We start from the raw sequence: 21,850 nt of genomic DNA, 5'->3' as shown, positions 1-21,850 counted from the left end.
GCTCAGCGCTGGGGCCTGCCCCGGGCTGGGCAGGCCCCGCTCGGCCAAGGTCTCATGCGCTAGGGATAGCGCCGCTTCTCGTAGTCGTCGATGACCTTGCCCAGCTTGGCGAGCTTCTCGGTGAACCAGACGTTCTCGGCGCCCGTCGGCGGGCGGTTGGAGTCCACGTACTGGTAACCGAGGTTGGAGAACATGGTGACGACGTAGGTGCGGCCTCCCTTGCCGGGCAGGGCCTTCACGATGCCCGCGTCAGCGCCGGAGTTGTTCACCCAGCCGTTCTTGTGGGCGTACGTCACCTCGGCCGCGTCGTTGCACGGCCGTACGTCGCGGCCGTACGCGATGCCCTGGCCGGGGACGGTCACGGTGCCGTCGGCGCCGATCCAACGCGAGGGCGTGAGCTGCGGGATACCCGGGGCGGGGTAGGCGGCGCCACACCAGTTGGTGGTCGACAGGGTGAGGTTCATGCCCTGGTCGCCGAGCTTGCTCTTGAAGAACTCGCGGGAGGCGTCGCTGAGGACGGCGGCGGTGACGCCGGTGCCGTTGGGAGCCGTCCACAGGGTGCCCAGGCCGCCGTTGACCAGCATCAGCAGCTTGGCCGTGTCGAGCGAGCTCATGGTGACGGGGTTGCCCCAGCGTCCGCCGGTGTTCGGGTTGGTGTTCTTCAGTTGCAGGGTCTCCAGGCCCAGGTCCTGGAAGGTCTGGTTGAGGCCGTCGACGGCTGCGCGGTCGTGCAGCAGTTTGACCATGGCGCAAGCGGCGTTGTTGGACGACCAGGTGAGCGCGGCGTCCAGGTAGCCGCGGATCGTGTTGCTGCTGCCCGGCCCGCACAGCGAGCTGATCGGCGCGATCGGCTCGTAGTTGTAGGTGTCGTCGAGCGAGATCTGCCCCTGGTCCACGAGGCGCAGCACCCCGAAGGCCACCATCAGCTTCAGCACCGACGCGGGGTACGGACTCATGAAGTCGATGGAGGCGTTCTCGCGGCCCGGCACCACGTCGATGGTGCCCTGGCCGTGATTGGCGTACCAGCCCGCGTCGTCCCATTGCCGCCAGCGGACGTCGGTGGTGTGCAGATTGCGGTCGACCGGTACGACCTTCCCGTCCGGATACTGCGGGCTCATCAGCACGGTGCCCGAGGAGACGGGGCGGCCCGCCCGGTTCAGCTCGATGACGGTCAGGTCGATCTGCGGCTGCTGCGAGATCGGCTCGGCCGCCGCGACGGCCGCGAGCAGGTCAGCCTTCTTCGGCGGCTTCCTGGCCTCCTTGTCGACGCTGTCCTGCCGCAGCGCGTTCAACTCGGCCGCGCCGGTCGGCGGATTGGTGTCCAGGACCTGCTCGAACTGCGAATGGTCGAGAGCCCGGCGTAAGTGATGCGCGAGCACGCTCGCGGAGTCGTCCTCTGCTGCGGCAGCCGGAGGCGGCGCGACCAGACCGCCCAGCAGTACGGCTGCGGCTGCGAGCCCGGCGAGACCTCGACTTCGATTTCTGGATCTTGAGAGGTTCACCGCGCCACTCTAGCCAGCGAGCGAGCCGGCGCGGCGCAAAACTACTTCGCCTGAGCATTGACGAGCAGCGCCATCCTCCGGCGCGCCGAGCGCACGGCCGACTCTTCCGGCACATCACGCCCACCGATGCGGATTACGAGCCTGGTGACCGGCCACCCACAACTGCCGGAGCGGACCGTCATCCACAAGGGCGAGCACAGCCCCAGGCCTTATCCACAGAACCCCGTTCCACCCCGCCCAAGCCCCCCGCGATCACCGATGATCCTGAGTGCCCCACCAACCCCGACCCTCCAAACACCCGCTGAAACCCCCAATACGCCGGGCACCCCCAATACGCCGGACACCCCCAATACGCCGGGCACCCCCAACTCGCGAGACACCTTCAACCGGCCGGACATCCCCAACCGGCCGGACACCCCCAACTCGCGAGAAGCCCCCGACCAGCCGGACACTCAACCGGCCCGACACCCCGACACCCCGACACGCCCCAGACCCCCAACTCGCCCGACGTCCGGATAGTCCCGGACACCCCCAACACCGCTACACCCACCAACACCCCGGGCACTCCCGGCGCCTCCAGCACCCCCCAACATCGCAAGCCCTCAACATCGCGGCTTCCATACCGCGACACCACCAACAGCGCCTCGCCGCGACCCCAAACGCCGTGACGACCCTCAACACCCCAACCCACCAACATCCTCAACACCACGGTTCGTGCGGAGCCAGAGACAGACAACCCGGAGTACATTCACCATGAAGATCATCCTGCCGTTGCCCGCCACGCTGACCTCCCTCTTCATCGTGGCCACGGAGCACCTGCCGTTCGACGTCGACTCCTTCGTGCCCTGGCGCATAGCCGGCCCGTACAGAAGAGCCGCGATCACCGCAGCAGGCAGCGGCTCCTTGACGGTGACCCACCACCAGACTCCTTGGAAACCAACCGCGACCAACCTCACAAGCGAGGAAAGACGCCGCCTACGCCGCACCGGCCAACACGTGGTGGTGTCCACGACCGCACCCTCGCACAAGCTTCCGACCAGCATTCAGACGGCGAGGGCGACGGCCCGGGCCCTGGCGAGGGAGTGCGACGGCCTCCTGATCGACCCGCTGACAGGCACCAACATCCTCACCTGCGGAAGATGCGCAGGCGAGCCCCCGGACTTCCGCCTCACCGACGACTGGCTGTCCTGGGACGTCCAGGTCCACGACGCGGCGACCTGTCCACCCTGGGACCCGTCCGACATGGGCGTGTGCGACTGCCTGCGCGTCACATCCCGAGGCCTGCGCCGCTTCGCCCTCCCCGAGATCACCCTCGACGGCGCCGCCTGCGCCCACAACCTGTGCGCGACCAACCTCCTCCGCACAGTGGCCCACCGCCTCGTCACAGACCACCTGGCCTACGTAGCCACTCACCCGGAGGCCACCGACCGCAAAATCGACGACTTCCTCCAGATAAGCCCCACAGACCAGCCGGACGGCGGCCTCCCTTTCGGCGTCCAGTTGACGCCCTACGACGCGGACCAGGGCGAACTGGGCCGCACAGGCACCATCCGCCGCCTCAAGATCGGCCCACCACCAGGCGCCGGCCAGATCACCTGCCTGAAGGTCGGCCCACCATCCGGCTTCCCCGGCTCCCTGAACGACTGGCTATGCGCCACCCAAAAACCCGCCCACCCCTCACTCACCTTGATCAACTGCCACCCCGCAACCCCACCCACCCCCTCACTCCCAGCCCCATTCGCTCCAACATCCCCGACCCCGCAACACCCTCTCGAACCAACTCGAGCCGTCCCGCAAGCTCCGCTCACGGAGCCGAGGCCAGCCCCGATCCTGGCCATGGCACCGACTCCGACCCCCGCTCATCCCCCACGCGCGGAGGTCGAACGTGCAGCAGCCTGAGCCCGACCCTGGGCCCCAGCGACCCAGGCGCGACCCGGCTACGGCATCGACGGACACCCTCCTCTTACGCACTCACGTGCAGGAGAGCAGGGGAAGGACAGGAGTGATGCCTGTTCTGACCGGATTTGTTAATAAAAGTGCATGCTCGTCCTGAACCGAATCGAGACATTCGACCGTCCAAGTGACGTGATCCCCTTTGAGATGATCGATGAAGATCTGCGTACAGCGCGTCGGCGGGCGCGTCGCTGGGAGGGGCTGAGCGAGCGCCGCACGGCGGTCGTCGCCCTCGTGAGAAAGGCCCGGCGGGAGCTCGATGCGGTCGAGGTGTGGGATCAAGAGCAGGTAGCCGTCGCGGAAACGAGGCTGGGCGCGTACACGTCAGCGCTCGCGGAGGTGGAACGGGACCTGGCCGAGGTGGGTCCGGCGCGGGAGCTCTACGAGGAGTTGCTGGCACGTGAAGAGCAGCGAGTGGCCGCATCGGCCGATCCCCGAGGTGCCGAGTTGCTGGAGATCGGGCGGTTGCTCGCCGAGCTGGATGTGGAGCTGCCTGCTCGGGAACGGGCCCGTGCGGCCGGTCTCGCGGCCCTGCACGGCCGGGGGACGGTGGGCGAGTTCGTCCGGCAGATGGAGGCACTCGGCCTGATAGCGGAAGACGGCATTCAGGAGATGAGTGGTGTCGGGCATATCGCGGAGCAGCTCGAGGACCGTTGCCGGGAACTGGCGCAGCTCCGTGACAGGTTGCGGGCTCGCCGAGAGGAGTTGCTGCTCGGCTGAGCCGGTCCTGTGTGGTCTGTCCCGTTCGAGATCGGTTGGACCAGCAGCTAAAGCCCAATTGAGTGAAATTGGGCTAGTGCAGTGATCGAAAGCACTCGCCACCAGCCACCAGCCACAGGCAACGGCCAACGGGCAACGGCCAACGACGGGCATTGGCCAACGATCCCTAGCCATCGGCCAACCTGCATCGGCCAACGGACATCGGCCAACGGCAACCAGCCAACGGCCAACGGACAGCGGACATGGCCAACGGTCCCCATCCATCCGGGCGCGGAAGTCGGGGCGGGGCCCGGTCGCGGCGGTTCGAAGTGGTCGGGTGGTATGGCTCGGGACCTGGTTTGAAGTGGTCGGGTGGGATGGTTCGGGTCTGGCCCGAGGTGGTCGGGTGGGATGGCTCGGGACCTGGTTCGAGGTGGTTAGGGGATTGGGATCTGGTTTGGGGTGGCCGGGGGGATGGCTCGGAAATCTGGTTTGGGGTGGTTGGGGGGTGGGTTGGGATCTGCTCTGAGTGGTTGGGGGATGGCTGCTAGCGGCTCAGGAGTTGGGTCATGATCTGGTCGAGGGTGGCTGCCGGGTTTGGGACGGGGCCGGGGGAGCGCCAGGCTACGTAGCCGTCCGGTCGGACCAGGACGGCGCCGCCCCCGCTGACGCCGTACCGCTTCCGGAAGTGTCCCTCCACGTCCTTCAGTTCCTCGTCCACCACCAAGCGCGTGAGTTGGACGCCGAGGCGCTCCTTGACCAGACGTCCGGCGTCCATCCAGGCCTGGCCGCCCTGTCTGTCGGCCAGCAGTACGAAGCCGGAGCCGAAGAGGTCGATGGTCGAGATGCGCTGGCCCTCCCAGTCGAGCACCACGTGTGGGGCGCGGCTGCCCGGACGGCCGGTGGGTACGCGTGGGTCCTCCAGGATGGAGCCGTCGTCGCCGGGTTCGTCCAGGATGGCTGTGGAGTGGTAGCGGTAGCCGATGATGACGCTCATGAAGTCCTCGAGGGGCTCCGGGTAGCCGACGCGGGCGGTTGGAGGCATGCGTACGCCGAGGTTGGCGAGCTGGGCGTCGGCCGTCAGCGTGCCGATCGGGCGGCGTTCGGCGTCGTACGTGTCGAGGAAGTCGGGCCCGGCCTGGCCTGTGACGACGAGCCAGAGCCGCCAGGCGAGGTCGCAGCCGTCCTGGAGCGCGGTGCTGCCACCCTGCCCGCCGGTCGGCGGCATGGTGTGGGCGGCGTCCCCGGCGAAGAACACCCGGCCGGCGCGGTACGTGTCGGCCACCACGTGCCCCAGAGTGAACGACGTCTTGTCCAGTAACTGGACGTCCAGGTCAGGTTGGTCGGCCGCGATGCGTACCAGCTCTCTGCAGCGCTCCTCGGTGAAGTCGGCTTCGCTCTGGCCGTCGGAGTAGTTGACGCCCAGCACGTGCGCCCCGACGCCGGTGCCGGTCACGATCACGCCGGTGAAGAGGTCGTTCTGCAGGTACCAGAGCGTGACCTCGCGCTCGCGTACCAGCCCGCTCAGGTCCGCGTCGAACATGATCGAGCACATCCGGCCCAGCTCGCCCTTGCCTGAGGTGGGGACGTTCAGGAGGCGGCGGAGCGGGCTCCGGTAGCCGTCCGCGGCGACCACGTAGTCGGCCCGTACGAGGCGGTCGCCGTCGGCGTCGCGGATCAGCGCGGTCACGCCGTCCTCGTCCTGTTCCAGTGAGACCAGCTCGGTGGAGAAGCGCAGGTCGGCGCCCAGCTCCTCTGCCGTGTACCGCAGCAGCTGCTCGATCGCGGCCTGGGGCGCTCCCACCTGCGCCGCCGGGGTGATGTCGGCCAGGAAGGCCATCTCCTCCCGCTCATCGTTGATGATCATGTGGGGGTTCGGGTCGGCCAAGCTCTTGGCGATCGCTATCCGCATGTTGTCCCCGATGCCTGCCCAGGTCTCGCGGAGCTCCTGCTCGATGCCGGGGACGGGGCGCAGCAGCTCGATGGCTCGCGGGCCGACACCGAACGCCTTGGGTTGGATCGAGGTGCTTGGGTGCTTCTCCACCAGCATGACGGGTACGTCGCGCCAAGCCAGGAGTGTTGCCGTGCTCAGACCTGCGTACCCACCGCCCACCACCAGGACGGGCACCCGCTCTTGTTCCATGCTTGTCCACCTCCGGGAACGCGTAGTATCGCGTCTATGGTCGAGGACACGATATGTCGCGTCAGGGGAGGCGGTCAAGACATATCGCGTTATGGGGGGTGGGGGAGCGGGGATTGGGTTGGGGTGGGGATGTGAACTGCGGGTGCGGGGATACCGGGGTGCGAGGGGGAGCGGGGTGCGGGATGCGCACGGCTTGGGCGGCGCCGGAGGGGTTGTGGCTGTGGGGTGTGCGTGGCCCGGCCGGCGCCGAGGGCTACTTGTGGGTCTGCGTGGTCGGCACAGGGGCCTTGTGGGCGTGGGTGTGCGCGGTGGGAGGGGCGCGGAGGCGGGGGTGTACGCGCCCCGGCCGGGTGCCGGGTGCCGGGGGTTGTGGGTGGTGGGGGTGCGGACGCGGCCGGTGCCGGGGCTTGTGGGTGTGGGTGCGCGGCTGGCAGGGGGCGGAGGCGGGATGTGCGGTTCGGCCAGTGCTGGGGCATGTGCGCTGCTGTCAGGGGTGCGGAGTCAGGCGTGTGCGGCCCGGCTGGCGCCGGAGCTTGGGGGTGTGGGTGCGGCTGGCAGGGGCGGAGGTGTGCGGTTCGGCCGGTGTCGGGGTTTGTGGGGGGTGTCACGGCCGGTACGGGGGTGTGGGGTGGGACGTGCGCGGCGGGTGCCGGGGTGTGGGGCGAGTGCGCTGTGGTGGATGCCGATGTTGTGGGGGTGAGGTGGACCCGCGCATGGGGTGGGCGGGTCCGTGGGTTGGTGGGTGGGTGTGGGGGGTTGGTGTTAGTGGACCAGGCCTGGGACCAGGGTTTTTCCGTAGTTGCGTAGGGTGAAGAGTTCTCGGGTTTTGCCGGTTCGTACGTCCATGGCGTAGACCATCGGCTTGGGTCCGCGTGGTGACTCGGGGGTGGCGACCACGGTCACCTCGGTGGAGTTCAGCCAGCCGCCGAGCCCCGACGGCTGGAGCCCTTCCGGGATGCCGGAGATCGGGACTCGGGTTTCGCGGCCGCCCCGCACCGGGTCGAAGACGACGATCGAGCCGTCCAGCTGCACCATCGGGCGGCGGTTCGGGTCGTAGGTCTGGCCCAGTCGGGTGAGGGTGCGGCCGTCGGGGGCGAGGGTGCTGTAGTCGTACGTGAAGTCCGGGATGGTGATCGGGTCGTGGCCGAGCACCCGCACCTGGCTGGAGTTCTCGTACGGCTTGACGAGCACGACGGGGCCGGATCCGTCCGACACGCTCACCGGCCACCAGCCGCGCGGGAGGTCGGACACCGTGCCCCGCTCCACGTCCACCAGCTTGTTGGGCTCCCGCCGCCCGCCCCAGCTCGACACGATGAACCGCAGCCCGCTGGGCGACAGTCGCAGGGTGTGTTCGGCCGAGCTCGAGAAGTCCTCCGCGGGCTGCTTCAGCGGGGACTTCCAGGTCTTGCCGCTCGCCAGGTCGCGCACCACGATCGTGCGCTGCTTCGAGCTGTAGTAGGCCAGCCGGCGGCCGTCCGCCGTGACCGCCAGGGGGCCGGTCTCCGGTGCCGCGGTCAGTTCGTAGGTGTCGCCGTCGCGGGTCACGAGCCGCCAGGCGTTCTTCGCGCACGTGGTGGTGCGGCATTCCGGCCGGTACCCCTGTTCGATCGGCCCGACGCCTTCCGGGGGCAGCGGAGAGACCGTCGTCTCCGGCGGGGTGAGCATGACCGGGGGCTCGGGGCGTAGCTGTTGGAGGAGCACGGTGCCGCCGCCCGCGATGAGGCAGGTCGCCGCGGCGATGGCCACGGCCAGGCGGGTGGCGCGCCGACGGCGGGCGCCCCGCATCGCCTGGGCCGCCAGATCGACGGCGGGCGCCTGTTCGGCCAGCGCGTGCAGGTCTTCGCGCAGCGGGTTCACCGGTACACCTCCTGGGGGACGAGCGCGCGCAGTTTCGACAGCGCATAGTGGGTCTGGCTCTTGACGGTGCCGACCGAGACGCCCAAGAGCTGCGCGGTCTCGTGTTCGGTGCGATCTTCGTAGAAGCGCAGCACGATCAGCGCCCGCTGCTTCGGCGTGAGCCGCGCCAGTGCGTGGAGCAGGGCGATCCGGCGTACGGTCGCCTCGTCGTGCGGCTGCCCGGACGCCGCGAACTCCGGCAGTTCGGCCTCAGAGACCTCGATCCGCTTGCGCTTGCGCCAGGAGATGGTCTGGTTCACCAGGGCTTTGCGCGCGTACGCCTCGGGGTTGCCACCCTTGGCGAGCTTGGCCCAGTGGGAGGCGACGCGCGTGAGGACCGTCTGCAACAGGTCCTCGGCGAGGTGGGCGTTCCCGGTGAGCAGGTACGCCGTCCGCATCAGCGATTGCTGGCGGGTTCGTACGAACTCGTGGAACCCCTCGTAACGGTCCATGCATAAAACAACTTCGCCGAAGGGTCCAAGGTTGGAAAATCGGCTATTCGGAGAGGTGGCGTTCCAGGGACTCGAGCTTGCTGGTCATGCCGTCGGTGACCCCCTGCCGGAGATCGGCCTTGAGCACCAGGCTGACCCGGGGCGCGACCTCCGCCACCGCGTCCACCGCGCGCTTCACCACGTCCATGACCTCGTCCCACTCGCCCTCGATCGTGGTGAACATGGCGTCCGTACGGTTGGGCAGGCCGCTGTCGCGGACCACCTTGACGGCGCGGGCGACGGGCTCGGCGACTCCTTCGCCGACGCCCAGCGGGGTGATGGAGAATGCGACGATCACTGCGTGCCTCCTTGCGGCGGGCCGGAGGGTACCGATCTTAACGAGCCGTCGAGTCTCGACAGCCGCCAGGTCTCAACGAGCCGCCAGAGAGAAGCGAAAAGCCACGACGCCTCCCAGAACGCCGTGGCCACCGCCGTACTTCACCCACGCGTCACACGTGGTCGTGCTCCTCTTCGTCCTCGTCCTCGCTGGGCCCCTCGGAGGGCTCCACCCCGAGGACGGCCTCGCGCGGCTCGATCTCGTTAATGTGGTCGACGAGCTGCAGCACGTGGTCCGGCTCGATGAGCCACTGCAGTGCCGAGGCGCCCGTCTCGTCGGAGCCGACCAGCTCGGCCTGCTCGGTGCGCTCCTCGGCGGTGAGGTCGGCGTCCGGGTGCCGGATCTCGGCCAGCGCCGCCGCCTGCAAAGCGTCCACGTCAAGCACCTCGACGGTCAGCTCGACCGTGAGACGCAGGAACTTCGGTTCATCACTCATGGCGACGACTCTAGGGCAGCTTCCACTCGACAGGTGCCGCGCCTTGCTGTTCCAGCAGCTCATTGGCCCGGCTGAAGGGACGCGAGCCGAAGAAGCCGCTGCGCGCGGAGAGAGGGGAGGGGTGGGCGGACTCGATGCGGGGCACATTGCCGAGCATCGGGGCCAGGTTGCGGGCGTCGCGGCCCCAGAGGATGGCCACCATCGGCTTGTTGCGTGCCACGAGGGCGTGGATGGCCTGCTCGGTGACCTGCTCCCAGCCCTTGCCCCGGTGGGAGGCGGGCTTGCCGGGCATCACGGTGAGGACCCTGTTGAGGAGCAGGACGCCCTGCTCGGCCCACGGCGTCAGGTCGCCGTTGGCGGGGCGGGGGAGGCCGAGGTCGGTCTCCATCTCCTTGTAGATGTTGAGCAGGCTGCCGGGCAGCGGCCGCACCTCGGGCGCCACCGAGAACGACAGCCCGACCGGGTGACCGGGCGTGGGGTAGGGGTCCTGACCCACGATCAGCACCTTGACGTCGTCGAAGGGCTGGTTGAAGGCACGCAGCACGTGCGTGCCCGCGGGCAGGTACTGCCTGCCATCGGCGATTTCCTTGCGCAGGAATTCGCCCATCAGGGAGATCTGCTCGGAGACGGGCTCAAGCGCACTGGCCCATCCGGCTTCGACGACTTCGTTCAGTGGACGACCGGCCATGGCCGATGAGCTTATCGAAATTTCTTGATCGCCGGAGACGTCTGGCCGCGCCCAACAAAGAAACCGAACGCGACGGCAACGGTTCGTAATCAGTTCGTTTCGCTCTGTTAATATGGATCTATGCGGACCGCGTACAAGTGCAGGGTTTACCCGACACCCGAACAGGCTGCGACGCTGAACCGCACGTTTGGCTGTGTGCGCTTCGTGTGGAATCGGACCCTGGCCTGGCGGCACGCCCGCTACCACGGTGAGCGGGTAAAGACGAATTTCGTCCAGGCCAACGCCTACCTCACCGCGATGAAGGGCGCAGATGAAACGGCGTGGCTGAGCGAGGTGGCGTCCGTGCCGCTTCAGCAGGCGATCCGCCACCAGCAGGTGGCTTTCACGAACTTCTTCGCCGGACGCGCGAAATACCCGCGCTACAAGGCCCGCAATGGCCGCCAGAGCGCCGAGTACACCCGGGCGGGTTTCCGCTACCGAGACGGGCGACTGTTCCTGGCGAAGATGGACGCCCCGCTTCAGTTCGTCTGGTCCTGGCCCGGCATCGACCCGGCCTCGATCAACCCGACCACAGCCACCGTCTCGCGTGACCCGTGCGGACGCTGGTACGTCTCCTTCTCGGTGGGCGTGGCCGACCCCGAGCAGGCTCCTGCGACCGGTGCCGCGGTCGGTGTGGATCTCGGGGTTGGAGACTTCGCGGTCACTTCCGGCGGTGAGAAGATCGCCAACCCGCGAAGCCTGGCGAGACGAGAACGCAGCCTGGCCCGTTACCAGCGGCGCATGACCAGCAAACAACGCGGGTCCAACAACCGTAAGAAGGCGAAGGCGAAGGTCGCCCGCGCGCACCGGAAGGTTGCCGCGTCCCGCGCTGACTTCCTGCACCGGACATCTGCGCGGCTGGTCCGCGACCACGACGTGATCGTGGTCGAAGATCTGAATGTGCGTGGCATGGTCCGCAATCGTTCCTTGGCCAAAGCGATCTCCGACTGCGGGTGGGGCGAATTCCGCCGCCAGCTCGCGTACAAGACCGCCAAGTACGGCCGCCACCTGATCGTGATCGACCGCTGGTATCCAAGTTCGAAAACATGTAGCGCGTGCGGGCACTTGCTGGCTGCGCTTTCGCTCAGGACACGCCACTGGACGTGTCCTGGATGCGGCACCCTGCATGACAGGGATGTCAACGCCGCGAAGAACATCTTGGCGGCAGGTCTTGCCGTGTCTGCCTGTGGAGGTGACGTCAGACATCCCGGGTCTTTCCGGGTGCAGTCGCCCACGAAGCAGGAACCCCAGCCTGCGAAGGTTGGAACCCTCCACCTTTAGGCGTTGGGGGGAAGTCAACTAGGTCTGGTACGGCCGAAGGACGCTCGAGCGCACGTTATGGGTGCCCGCCACGCTGACAGGCGGGCACCCATAACGATCACTTCACGGAACCGGCCATCATGCCCTGGACGAAGTACCGCTGGAAGGCGAAGAACAGGACCAGCGGGATGAGCAGCGACAGGAACGCACCGGACGAGAGGATGTCCACGTTCGATCCGAACTGCCGCATCTGGGACTGCAGGGCCTTGGTCATCGGCTGGTTGTCGGTGTTGGCGAAGACCAGCGCGATGAGCATGTCGTTCCACACCCACAGGAACTGGAAGATGCCCAGCGAGGCGATGGCGGGCTTGCCCAGCGGGAACACCACCGACACGAAGATCTTCCACTCCGGCGCCCCGTCCATCCGCGCCGCCTCCAGCAGCGAGGACGGGATGCCGACGAAGAAGTTGCGCAGCAGGAAAATGGCGAACGGCAGGCCGAACGCCGTGTGGAAGAGCACCACCCCCGGGATCGAGCCGAAGATCCCGATGCCTCCGTAGAAGGACGCGACGGGGATCAGCGCGATCTGGATGGGCACGATCAGCAATCCGACCACGACGAGGAACGCCCCGTCACGCCCGGGGAACTCCATCCACGCGAACGCGTAGGCGGCCATGGCCGCGATGCCGATCACCAGGACCGTCGTCGGGACCGTGATCAGCACGGTGTTCCAGAAGGACGCGGTGAAGCCGCTGGCCAACAGGTCCTTGTAGTTCGCGAGGGTCAGCTCGGCAGGCTTGGTGAAGATCGTCCACCAGCCCTCGGAGGTGTTGACGTCCGTCGTACGCATCGAGACGACGAGCAGGCCCAGCGTCGGCACCAGCCAGAACAGGCCCAGCAGGATCATGATCACCTGGACGGCGCCGCCGCCGATCCGGTCCACGATCTTGCTCACCACGCTCCTGCGCGGCGCGCCCGTCTCCAGCCCCGAAGGGGCGGTAGCCGTGGCTGTCGTCATGATTCGTCCCTCCTGAACCGGCGAATGTTCATGATCATGAAGGGGAGGACCAGAACGAGCAGGAAGACGGCCAGCGCGCTGCCCAGACCCTGGTTGTTCCCGCCGCCGAACGCCACGCGCCACATCTCCAGCGCGACCACGTTCGCCTGAGGCTGGACCGAGGCCGGGGCGATGATGAAGACAAGGTCGAACACCTTCAGCGTATTGATGATCATCGTCACGAAGACGACGAGCAGCACCGGCGACAGCAGCGGCACGGTGATCTTGCGGAACACCTGCCACTCCGAGGCGCCGTCGATGCGGGCCGCCTCCAGGGCGTCACGCGGGATCGCCGCGAGCCCCGCCGCGATCAGCACCATGGCGAAACCGGCCCACACCCACACGAACGCGCCGATGATCGCCGGGGTGATGAGTGTCGGGCCGAGCCAGCTCAGGCCTTTGTAGGCGGCCTGGAAGTTCGACTGCGGGAGTCGTACGACATAGGAGCCGGCGGACAGGCCCTGGAAGCGGAACGAGCCGTCGTCGGCCGTCGTGGCGGTCGCGGCGACCTTGCCGTTCTGCACCGCCTCGACGGTCATGCCCGGCAGGCCCTTCTCCGAGGCGTCCACCTCGCCGTTCTTGCCGCCGCCTCCCGGCGTGAAGTCGAACCACACGGTCCCCGAGAGGCCGTCGCCGGCCGCGGGGGCCTTGGCGGTCTGGGCGTTGCTCGGCAGGGCGTTCGGCTTGACGCCCACGATCGGGATCAGCACCGGCTGACCCGCCTGGGCGGGCTGCTTGGTGACGACCGCGCCGCCGTCGGCGGCGACCGGCGACTGCTCGCCCTCGCGCGGGCGCGCCTCCGGGTAGCCCTGTGAGGAGGAGAACGTGTCGTGCACGGTGGTGAGCACGGCGTTGGCCACGCCCTTGGCGGGGTCCTGCTCGTAGACGAAGCGGAAGATCACGCCCGCCGCCATCAGGGAGACCGCCATGGGCATGAACACGATCAGTTTGAACGCCGTCGACCACCTGATCCGCTCGGTCAGGACCGCGAAGATCAGGCCCAGCGTGGTCACCACGATCGGCGCGATGACAACCCAGATGAGGTTGTTGCGGATCGTGGTGAGCATGCCGGAGTCGGTGAAGATCGTGGCGTAGTTGCCCAGTCCCACGAATCCGGTGCCCGCCGAGTCGAACAGGCTCCGGAAGATGGAGTAGACGATCGGGTAGACCACCCAGATGCCCAGCAGCACCGCCGCCGGGAGGAGGAAGGCGATGGCGACCGCCGGCGAGGGGCCGAGGCGTCGTTGCGTACGGGGGGTTTCAGCCGGTCCGGTGGAGGGCTCGTCCGCGGTGTCCGCGGACGAGACCTGCGGGCCGTCCAACCGTTCGGTCACGGCCTTACCTCTTTACTTCTTCCAGGCCTTCTTGGCCTCGGCTTCCAGTGTGGTCTGAGTGCCCTTGATGTCGCTCGGGTTGCGCAGGAAGTCCTGCAGCGCCTTCCACTCGCCCTTGCCGTCGGTGGCGCCGAAGGCGCTCGGCGCCAGGTCGGACATGTCGTAGCGGACGGCGTCGCCGGCCGAGACGATCGTCTGGCCGAGCTGCTTGGTCAGCTCGTCCGGGTAGTTGTCGGGGGAGACGTTCTTGTTGGGCGACAGGTAGCCGGGCAGCTTGGCCCAGATCTCGCCACCCTCCTTGGAGGCCAGGAACTGCAGCAGCGCCATCGCGCCGGGGGAGTCCTTCATCGCGACCGCGACGTCGCCGCCCAGGACGACGGGGGCCGTGTCACCGGCCTTGGGGAAGGGGAAGTACTTGGCCTCCTCGCCCACCTTGGCCTTCGACTGCGCCGCGGAGACGGCCACGAAGTCGGCCTCGATCACCATGGCGGCCTTCTTGTCGCCGTAGACCTTGGTCACGCAGCCGGGGAAGTCGGTCTGCAGGGCGCCGGCGTTGCCGTCGACCACGAACTCCTTCTTGCCCGCGATCTGCGCGATCTTCTCCAGCGCGGTGGTCACGGTCGGGTCCGTCCACGGGATCTCGTGCTTGGAGAGCTTGTCGTAGTTCTCCGGCCCGGCGGTGGACAGGTAGACGTTCTCGAAGAGGTCGGTCAGCGTCCAGCCGGACGCACCGCAGAACGAGAACGGCGCGGTGCCGGAGTCGGCGATGGTCTGCGCGTTCTTGACCAGCTCGTCCCAGGTGGTGGCCGGCTGCACGCCCGCGTCGTCGTACGCCTGCGCCCGGTACCAGACCAGCGACTTGTGCGCCGCCTTGATGAGCACGCCGTACACCTTGCCGCTGGCGGAGCCGAGCTCCTTCCAGTACGGGGTGTAGTTGGTGTCCACCTCCTTGACGACGTCGTCGGTCAGCGGGATGAGCGCGCTCTGGTCGGCGTACTGCTGCACCAGGCCCGGCTGCGGCAGGATCGCGACGTCCGGCGGGTTCTTGCCCTGGATGCGCGGGCCGAGGTAGGCGCCGGTGTCCTCACCGGTGGAGGCGTACGTGACCTCCGCCCCGGTCTTCTCGGTGAAGGCCTTGAGCACCTGCTGGAAGTTCTTCTGCTCGTCGCCGGTCCACTTGGCGGCGACCTCGAGCTTCACGCCCTGCAGCGGCTTGGCGCCGGCGGCGGGGGCCGACGCGGAGCCGGAAGCGTCGGTGGACGGCGAGGTGGTCGTCGGGGCGTTGCCGCAGGCGGCGACGGCTACCGCGAGCCCGGCCAGGATTGCTGCTGCTCTGGCGTTTCGCATGGCTGCCTCACTGTGTTCTGATGATCTCTTCGATTTCGGACTTCATGGAGACCGCGGCGTCGTCCGCGGACTCGGTGGAGGGGTTGCCGAGCGCCTTGGCGACCGAACTGGCGATCACCAGGCTCAGCTGGTTGTAGTTGGCGCTCACCGGCCGTGCCTTGGCGGCGAGGATGCTCTCCTTGAGCACGGGCAGGTAGGGGAAGCGCTTGATCAGGGCGGGGTCGTCGTAGAGCTCGGTCCACACGGGCGGGAAGGAGCCCTCGGTGAGGACGCGGCGCTCGTTCTCCAGGCTGGTGAAGTAGCGGATGAACTCCTGCGCCGTGTGCTGATGCTTGGAGTACGCGCTGATGGCGAGGTTGGCGCCGCCCAGCGTGCTGGACCCGGGGCCGTTGAGCCCCGGCAGCCGGGTCACCCCCAGCTTGTCGCCCAGTTTCGCCCTGGCCGGGCCGTAGCCGTGCGGCCAGTTGCGGGCGAAGGCGAGCCTGCCCTCCTGGAAGGCCAGGCGCGTCTCCTCCTCCTTGTAGCTCAGTGACTCCTTGGGGATCCAGCCCTCGCGCAGGCCCTGGAGCAGGAAGTCGAGTGCGATGCGCGTCTTGGCCGGATCGAGGGTCACCTCGGTGCCGTCCTTGCTGACGATCTGCCCGCCGGCGGACTGCAGCGCCTCGGAGAAGTTGACGGTGAGCCCTTCATACGCCAGGAACTGCCCGGCATAGCCTCCAATATCGTTCTTTTTCATTATTTGTCGGGATTGGTCGCGAAGCTCGGCCCACGTCCGTGGCGGCTTCTTGACCAGGTCGGTCCGGTAGTAGAGCAACCCTGCGTTGCTCGTGTACGGGACGGCCCAGAGCTTGTTCTTGTAGACCGCCGTTTCCACGACGGGCGGCAGGAACCTGTCGAGCGGGAACAACCCGCGCTCCAGGGGGATGATCCAGCCGTTCTCCGCGAACTCGGCAGTCCACACCACGTCGAGCCCCAGTACGTCGTACCGGCTGCTCTTGGCCTGGAGGTTGGCCACCATCTGAGCGCGCTGCTCGTCGGCGGCCTCGGGCAGCTCCAGCAGCGTCACCTTCTCGGCCGGGTGGGCCTGGTTCCAGCGGTCCAGCAAGGGTTGCAGGTACGCCGTGGTGTCGCGGCCGGTGGCGAACGTGATGGGGCCTGTGCCGCCCGTGCCCGTTTCGCCGCCGCCCTCATTGCTCGCGGGCGCGCAGCCGGCCGCCGCCAGGAGGACGACCAGGGAGAGCGTGAGCGAGCGCACTCTGTTTCCTCCACGTTCAGAGTGATTTACATACGTGTTAGGTAGATGCATTCATGTTATGCACACATGTAATCTGTAGGTCAACGGCTAGATACGTAACGCGTTCGTAACACGGCGGGGAGGTGGGGCGGTGCGGCTTCACCTGCTGGCGCTCCTGGCTAAGGAGCCGGCCCATGGGTACGAGCTCAAACAGGCGCTGGAGCAGACGTTCGGCAGCGCCTATCCGTCCCCCAACATCGGCCAGATCTACGTCACGCTCGGCAGGCTGGAGAAGGACGGCCTCGTCCGGGCGGTGGACGTGGAGCAGTCCAACCGGCCCAACAAGAAGGTCTACTACCTCACCGCCAAGGGCCGGGACGTGCTCACCCTCTGGGTGGACGAGCCCACCGAGGGCCCCAGGGTGCGCGACGAGTTCTTCATGAAGCTCGTGCTGGCGCCGCTCACCGGCATCGCCGACCGGATGGCGCTGATCAGTCGTCAGCGCCGCCACTACCTGTCGCTCATGGGCGATCTCAACGACCTCCTGGCCCGCACTGCGCCGACCGACCGGGTGGCCATCCTCCTCATCGAGGGCGCCATGCTCCACCTGCAGGCGGACCTTGACTGGCTGGAGCGTTGCCAGGAGGATCTGGCATGAGCGCGGTTGTGAAAACGGTCAATCTGGTCAAAATCTACCAGGATGGCGCAGTGCCCGTGCCTGCCGTACGCGGCGTGGACCTGCAGGTCGAGCCGGGTGAGTTCGTCGCGATCATGGGTCCGTCCGGCTCCGGGAAGTCCACGCTCGTCCACATGCTGGGCGGGCTCGACACCAGGACGAGCGGCGAGATCTGGCTCGACGGCAAGCGCGTCGACACGCTCTCGGAGAGCGCCTGGGCGCTGCTGCGGCGCAAGAAGGTCGGGTTCGTCTTCCAGTTCTTCAACCTCGTCGCCAACATGACCGTGGGCGACAACGTCGAGCTGCCCGCGCTGCTGGCCGGGGCCTCGCCCAAGGTGGCCCGCGAGCGCAGGGAGAGCCTGCTCGGCGCGCTCAACCTCACCGACCGCGCCGACGCCTCGCCCGCCCAGCTCTCCGGAGGCGAGCAGCAGCGGGTCGCGCTGGCCAGGGCGCTGGCCAACCAGCCCAGCGTGCTGCTGGCCGACGAGCCCACCGGCAACCTCGACAGCCGCAACACCCGCGACGTGCTCCGCCTGCTCAGCGACGTCCACAAGGAGGGTCAGACGATCGTGATGGTCACCCACGACGCGCGCGTGGCGAGCCTGGCCGACCGGCTGGTGTCGCTGTTCGACGGGGAGATCGTGGACGACGGCCGCATCGCGCGCCGCCGCACGCGCACGGCCGGCGAGGTGATCGACCTCCGATGAGCGCGTCTTTGGCGGGGAGCCGGTGGATCAAGGCCGACCTGCGGGCCCGGAAGGGTCAGGCGGTGCTGACGGTGCTGACCGTGGCCGGGATCGTGGCCGCGCTGATCACCGCGGCGACCCTGCTCGAGGAGGGCACCAACCCGTGGCGCAGCCTGTTCGCCCAGACCGACGGCGCCCACGTCTGGCTCTACACCGACGACAGCCCCCAGGCTGACCTGAGCGGCATCGACGGCGTGACGCAGATCGCGGGCCCGTACCGCTCGGCGCCCGTGACCGTGGCACAGGAGGGCAAGAAGGAGCCCGCGGCGCTGCGGGCGATGCCCGCCGCGCCGCCGCAGGTGGCGCACCCGCTGGTGGCCGAGGGCAGGTGGCTGGACCCCTCCCAGCCCGACGGGGTGGTCGTCGAGCGCTCGTTCGCGACCTCGCTGCGGCTCAGGATCGGCGCGCCCTTCACGATCATCGCGCTCGACGGCAAGCGCCACACCCTGTACGTACGCGGCATCGCCGACTCCGCCGAGCAGGGCTTCTACCCCCAGTGGACGCCCGGCCTGGCCTACGTGCTGCCCGTCATGCTCGACCGCATCGAGCCCATGCTGGGCCGGAGCGAGTGGGTGACCGGGCTACGCCTGGCCGACCCCGACGCCACGCAGGTCGTCTCGCAGCGCGTGGTCGTCATGCTGGAGGACAAGCTCCAGCGGGTCTACACCTGGCGCGAGGTCAGGGCCGCCATGGAGCTGGACAACCGGCTGCTGGGCACGCTGCTGGCACTGTTCGGCGTGGTCGGGCTGGTGGCCGCCGCGCTCGCCCTGGCCAACGCGGCCGGCGGCCGGGTGCTGGCCCAGCTCCGCGACCTGGCCACGCTCAAGTCGATGGGCTTCACCAGGGGCCAGCTCGCGCTGCTGCTCCTGGCCGAGCACGGCGCGCTGGGCCTGCTCGGCGTCGCGATCGGCGCCGTGGTGGGCTGGGGCGTGATGGCGGCGATGCTCGGCGCGACGTCCGTGGCGCCGATCCCCGTGCTGGCCATCGTCGCGGGCACGGCCCTGGTGGTGCTGGCCGCCGTGGGGCTGCCCGCGTGGCGCGGCGGCCGCACGCCGCCGATCCCCGACGCGCCCGCCCTGCCGCCGCGCGGCCGCCTGTCCAGGCTGGCCCGGCTGGCCCTCCTCGTACGCCTCCCGCCCGCCCTCGTCCTCGGCACCAGGGACGCCTTCACCAGGCGCGTGCCGGCGTTCCTGACGGCGTTCGGGCTGGCCGTGCCGATGATGATGGTCACGATCGGGCTCGGCGTCTGGGCGACGCTCGACAACTTCGCCGACCACCCCGAGCAGGTCGGCCAGCACGCGAGCCTGTACGTCAGGCCGGGCAAGGCGGAGCCGGCCGAGGCCGAGCGCGTCGCCAAGCTGGACGAGGGCGTGGAGACGGTCTATCCGGGCACCGACGTGGACGCCCTGGCGCCCGGTATGGCCCGCTCGGTCCGCGTCCGGGCCATCGGCAGCTCGACGGAGCCGTACCCGTTCCCGGTGGTCGAGGGACGCATGTACGGCCGTCAGGGGGAGGCGGTGGCCGGGCAGGGCCTGCTCGACCTGCTGGGCATCAAGATCGGCGACCGGGTGCGGCTGACCGTGGGCGGCACGCCGCTGATCGTCAGGATCGTCGGCAGGACCGTCGAGCCCGACCTCGACGGCGAGGTGATCTCCGTGGGGCTCGACAGCCTGGCGGCCAAGGACTCGGTGCCGCCGGAGTACTACGCGCTCGCCCTCAAGAGGGGCGCGGACCCCGCCGAGGTGCGCGGGCGGCTGCTGTCGGAGTCGGCCGAGAGCCTCGACGTGCAGGCCGCGGTCAACCCGGCGGACCGGCTGTCGATCATCCGGGTGGTGATCGTGGCGCTGATCGCCGTGCTGATGCTGATCGGCCTGGCCAACCTGCTCACCGCCAGCGCGCTCGGGCTGCGCGACCACGCGTTCGACCTGGCCGTGCTCAAGGCCATGGGGCTGACGCCGCGCCAGGTCATGGCCACGCTGGTGACGGGCACCGGGCTGCTGGTCGTGCTCGGCGTCGGCGTGGGCGCCGCGGCGGGCATGTCCGTGGTGACCGGGCTGATCGACCTGCAAGGTCACACGAGCGGCGTCGGCGCGGGCATCGGGCGCGCGCCCTCCGCCCTGACGCTGGCCGTCGCCGTCGTGGGAGCCGTGGGCACGGCCCTCGCGGTGGCGCTCATTCCCGCCCGCCGCGCGGCCCGTGCCCAGGTGCCGGTCACGTCGCGCTGAGAGCGGCCTTTTCCTTCTTCTTCAGCGCGAACCAGTAGAAGCCGTGCCCCGGCAGCGTCAGCAGGTACGGCAGCTCGCCGACCGGCGGGAACTCCACCCCGCCCCGCGCCTCGACCGGGACCATCCCCTCGAACCTGCGCAGGTCCAGCTCGACCGGCTGCGGGAACTTCGACAGGTTGTTCACGCAGAGCATGATGTCGTCGCGGTCCTCGCGGACGAAGGTGAGCACGGAGGGGTTCGACGACCACATTTCCGTGTACGCCCCCACGCCGAACACCGGGTGGTTGCGCCGGATCTCCAGCATCTTGCGGGTGAAGTGGAGCAGCGAGCCCTCATGGCGCTGCTGGGCCTCCACGTTGACCGCCTGGTAGCCGTAGATCGGGTCCATGACCGCGGGCAGGTAGAGCCGTCCGGGGTCGGCGGAGGAGAACCCGGCGTTGCGGTCGGGGCTCCACTGCATCGGCGTGCGGACCGAGTCGCGGTCCTCCAGCCAGATGTTGTCGCCCATGCCGATCTCGTCGCCGTAGTACATGACCGGCGAGCCCGGCAGGCTCAGCAGCAGGGCCGTGAACAGCTCGATCCGGTCCCTGTCGTTCTCGAGCAGCGGGGCCAGACGCCGGCGGATGCCCAGGTAAGCCCGCATGCGCGGGTCCTTGGCGTACTCCTTGTGCATGTAGTCGCGCTCTTCCTCGCTCACCGTCTCGAGCGTGAGCTCGTCGTGGTTGCGGAGGAAGATGCCCCACTGCGCCTTGTCGGGCAGCTTGGGCGTGCGCGACATGATCTCGGAGATCGGCTCGCGGGTCTCCTTCTTGACCGCCATGTAGATGCGCGGCATGAGCGGGAAGTGGAAGGCCATGTGGCACTCGTCGCCCCCGGTGGTGGGGTCGCCGAAGTATTCGACCACGTCCTCGGGCCAGCCGTTGGCCTCGGCCAGCAGCACCCGGTCGGGGTAGAGGCGGTCCACCTCGGCCCGGACCTTCTTCAGGTACGCGTGCGTCTCCGGCAATCCCGAGCACGCGGTGCCCTCACGCTCGAACAGGTACGGCACCGCGTCCAGCCGGAAACCGTCGATGCCCAGGTCCAGCCAGAACCGCAGGACCTCCAGCATGGCCTCCTGCACCGCCGGGTTGTCATAGTTCAGGTCCGGCTGGTGGTGGAAGAAACGGTGCCAGTAGTACTGCTTGCGCACCGGGTCGTAGGTCCAGTTGGACTCCTCGGCGCCGATGAAGATGATCGGGGCGTCGGGATAGGCGCCAGGATGGTCCGACCACACGTAGAAGTCGCCGTACGGACCCTCGGGGTCGTGCCGGGACGCCTGGAACCAGGGGTGGCGATCGCTGGTGTGGTTCATCACGAGGTCGGTGATGATCCGCAGGCCACGTTCGTGAGCCTTCTCGATCAGCTGCACGAAGTCACCCAGGTCCCCAAAGTCCGGGAGGATCTTCATGTAGTCCGAGATGTCGTATCCGCCGTCGCGCAGGGGCGACTCGTACAGCGGCAGCAACCACAGGCAGTCCACGCCGAGCCACTCGAGGTAGCCCAGCTTCTCGATGAGACCGCGAAGGTCGCCGGTGCCGTCGCCGTTGGAGTCCTTGAACCCCCGGACGAGAATCTCGTAGAACACCGCCCGCTTGTACCAGGCAGGATCCTCCGAGACGAACGCCTCGGAGATCGGCTCCGGCAATGGGGATGCGTTGATCATAATGTCGCTCACAGGAAGAGATGTGGGCAGGACGAAGTCACCGGTTGCCCCGGCGTTACTATCTGGTGACCGCGCCGCGTGGAGT

18 protein-coding genes are annotated in these 21,850 nt (G+C 68.4%); 6 read left to right on the top strand and 12 right to left on the bottom strand.

Annotated elements, in window-relative coordinates:
* Window positions 1–59: 59 nt before the first annotated feature.
* Complete coding sequence (locus ACWDRB_RS34080; protein WP_449900646.1) at window positions 60–1,502, bottom strand: serine hydrolase; 1,443 nt, start codon at window positions 1,500–1,502, stop codon at window positions 60–62.
* 753 nt (window positions 1,503–2,255) lie between these two features.
* Between ACWDRB_RS34080 and ACWDRB_RS34075 the strand changes: the two genes are divergently transcribed.
* Together ACWDRB_RS34075 and ACWDRB_RS34070 are read left to right on the top strand one after the other, a co-directional pair.
* On the top strand, window positions 2,256–3,401 hold the full coding sequence (locus tag ACWDRB_RS34075) for a hypothetical protein (RefSeq protein WP_449900644.1): 1,146 nt from the start codon (window positions 2,256–2,258) through the stop codon (window positions 3,399–3,401).
* A 141-nt stretch (window positions 3,402–3,542) separates the two neighbouring features.
* Entirely contained in the window at window positions 3,543–4,175 is a 633-nt protein-coding gene (locus ACWDRB_RS34070) for a hypothetical protein (protein WP_449900641.1), read from the top strand.
* Window positions 4,176–4,701: 526 nt separating this feature from the next.
* Here ACWDRB_RS34070 and ACWDRB_RS34065 read toward each other — a convergent pair.
* From ACWDRB_RS34065 to ACWDRB_RS34040, 6 genes are all read right to left on the bottom strand, one after another.
* Window positions 4,702–6,297, bottom strand: a complete 1,596-nt coding sequence (locus ACWDRB_RS34065; RefSeq protein ID WP_449900639.1) for an FAD-dependent monooxygenase — start codon at window positions 6,295–6,297, stop codon at window positions 4,702–4,704.
* A 762-nt stretch (window positions 6,298–7,059) separates the two neighbouring features.
* On the bottom strand, window positions 7,060–8,154 hold the full coding sequence (locus tag ACWDRB_RS34060; RefSeq protein WP_449900637.1) for a hypothetical protein: 1,095 nt from the start codon (window positions 8,152–8,154) through the stop codon (window positions 7,060–7,062).
* Window positions 8,151–8,645: a SigE family RNA polymerase sigma factor gene (locus tag ACWDRB_RS34055; protein WP_449900634.1), complete on the bottom strand. Its 495-nt coding sequence runs from the start codon at window positions 8,643–8,645 to the stop codon at window positions 8,151–8,153. The genes ACWDRB_RS34060 and ACWDRB_RS34055 overlap by 4 nt, the downstream gene beginning before the upstream one ends.
* A 43-nt stretch (window positions 8,646–8,688) precedes the next feature.
* Entirely contained in the window at window positions 8,689–8,982 is a 294-nt protein-coding gene (locus ACWDRB_RS34050; RefSeq protein WP_192790536.1) for an MTH1187 family thiamine-binding protein, read from the bottom strand.
* A gap of 151 nt (window positions 8,983–9,133) precedes the next feature.
* A complete protein-coding gene (locus tag ACWDRB_RS34045) occupies window positions 9,134–9,457 on the bottom strand; it encodes a hypothetical protein (RefSeq protein WP_449900632.1) in 324 nt (107 codons plus the stop codon).
* A 10-nt stretch (window positions 9,458–9,467) separates the two neighbouring features.
* A complete protein-coding gene (locus ACWDRB_RS34040) occupies window positions 9,468–10,145 on the bottom strand; it encodes a uracil-DNA glycosylase (protein WP_449900631.1) in 678 nt (225 codons plus the stop codon).
* A gap of 120 nt (window positions 10,146–10,265) precedes the next feature.
* Here ACWDRB_RS34040 and ACWDRB_RS34035 point away from each other — a divergent pair, with 120 nt between their 5' ends.
* Window positions 10,266–11,465: an RNA-guided endonuclease InsQ/TnpB family protein gene (locus tag ACWDRB_RS34035; RefSeq protein WP_449900628.1), complete on the top strand. Its 1,200-nt coding sequence runs from the start codon at window positions 10,266–10,268 to the stop codon at window positions 11,463–11,465.
* Between the two features lie 97 nt (window positions 11,466–11,562).
* On the opposite strand, the gene ACWDRB_RS34030 is transcribed toward ACWDRB_RS34035, so the two are convergent.
* The 4 genes from ACWDRB_RS34030 to ACWDRB_RS34015 are packed head-to-tail and all read right to left on the bottom strand — an operon-like array spanning window position 11,563 to window position 16,437.
* The gene (locus ACWDRB_RS34030; protein ID WP_350729971.1) at window positions 11,563–12,462 is read right to left on the bottom strand and encodes a carbohydrate ABC transporter permease; all 900 of its coding nucleotides are present in this window, start codon (window positions 12,460–12,462) and stop codon (window positions 11,563–11,565) included.
* Entirely contained in the window at window positions 12,459–13,835 is a 1,377-nt protein-coding gene (locus ACWDRB_RS34025) for an ABC transporter permease subunit (protein WP_449900624.1), read from the bottom strand. The genes ACWDRB_RS34030 and ACWDRB_RS34025 overlap by 4 nt, the downstream gene beginning before the upstream one ends.
* A gap of 12 nt (window positions 13,836–13,847) precedes the next feature.
* Window positions 13,848–15,182: an ABC transporter substrate-binding protein gene (locus tag ACWDRB_RS34020; protein ID WP_363962772.1), complete on the bottom strand. Its 1,335-nt coding sequence runs from the start codon at window positions 15,180–15,182 to the stop codon at window positions 13,848–13,850.
* A gap of 7 nt (window positions 15,183–15,189) precedes the next feature.
* Window positions 15,190–16,437, bottom strand: coding sequence for an ABC transporter substrate-binding protein (locus ACWDRB_RS34015; RefSeq protein ID WP_355191377.1), 1,248 nt, complete (start codon window positions 16,435–16,437; stop codon window positions 15,190–15,192).
* A 130-nt stretch (window positions 16,438–16,567) separates the two neighbouring features.
* Between ACWDRB_RS34015 and ACWDRB_RS34010 the strand changes: the two genes are divergently transcribed.
* Genes ACWDRB_RS34010 through ACWDRB_RS34000 form a run of 3 tightly spaced genes read left to right on the top strand, consistent with a single transcriptional unit; the run spans window position 16,568 to window position 20,063 of the window.
* Window positions 16,568–17,074 (top strand): PadR family transcriptional regulator, encoded by a 507-nt coding sequence (locus tag ACWDRB_RS34010; RefSeq protein WP_350729978.1) that lies wholly within the window; start codon window positions 16,568–16,570, stop codon window positions 17,072–17,074.
* Window positions 17,071–17,799: an ABC transporter ATP-binding protein gene (locus ACWDRB_RS34005; protein ID WP_350729980.1), complete on the top strand. Its 729-nt coding sequence runs from the start codon at window positions 17,071–17,073 to the stop codon at window positions 17,797–17,799. Before ACWDRB_RS34010 ends, ACWDRB_RS34005 begins: the two co-directional genes overlap by 4 nt.
* On the top strand, window positions 17,796–20,063 hold the full coding sequence (locus ACWDRB_RS34000; RefSeq protein WP_449900618.1) for an FtsX-like permease family protein: 2,268 nt from the start codon (window positions 17,796–17,798) through the stop codon (window positions 20,061–20,063). The genes ACWDRB_RS34005 and ACWDRB_RS34000 overlap by 4 nt, the downstream gene beginning before the upstream one ends.
* Here ACWDRB_RS34000 and treS read toward each other — a convergent pair.
* The gene (gene treS, locus ACWDRB_RS33995) at window positions 20,050–21,765 is read right to left on the bottom strand and encodes a maltose alpha-D-glucosyltransferase (RefSeq protein ID WP_449900616.1); all 1,716 of its coding nucleotides are present in this window, start codon (window positions 21,763–21,765) and stop codon (window positions 20,050–20,052) included. The genes ACWDRB_RS34000 and treS overlap by 14 nt on opposite strands.
* Window positions 21,766–21,850 lie beyond the last annotated feature (85 nt).

This window comes from Nonomuraea sp. NPDC003707, assembly GCF_053587055.1.
The sequence above is the reverse complement of the archived record's forward strand: the minus strand, read 5'-3'. Positions and strand labels throughout refer to the sequence as shown.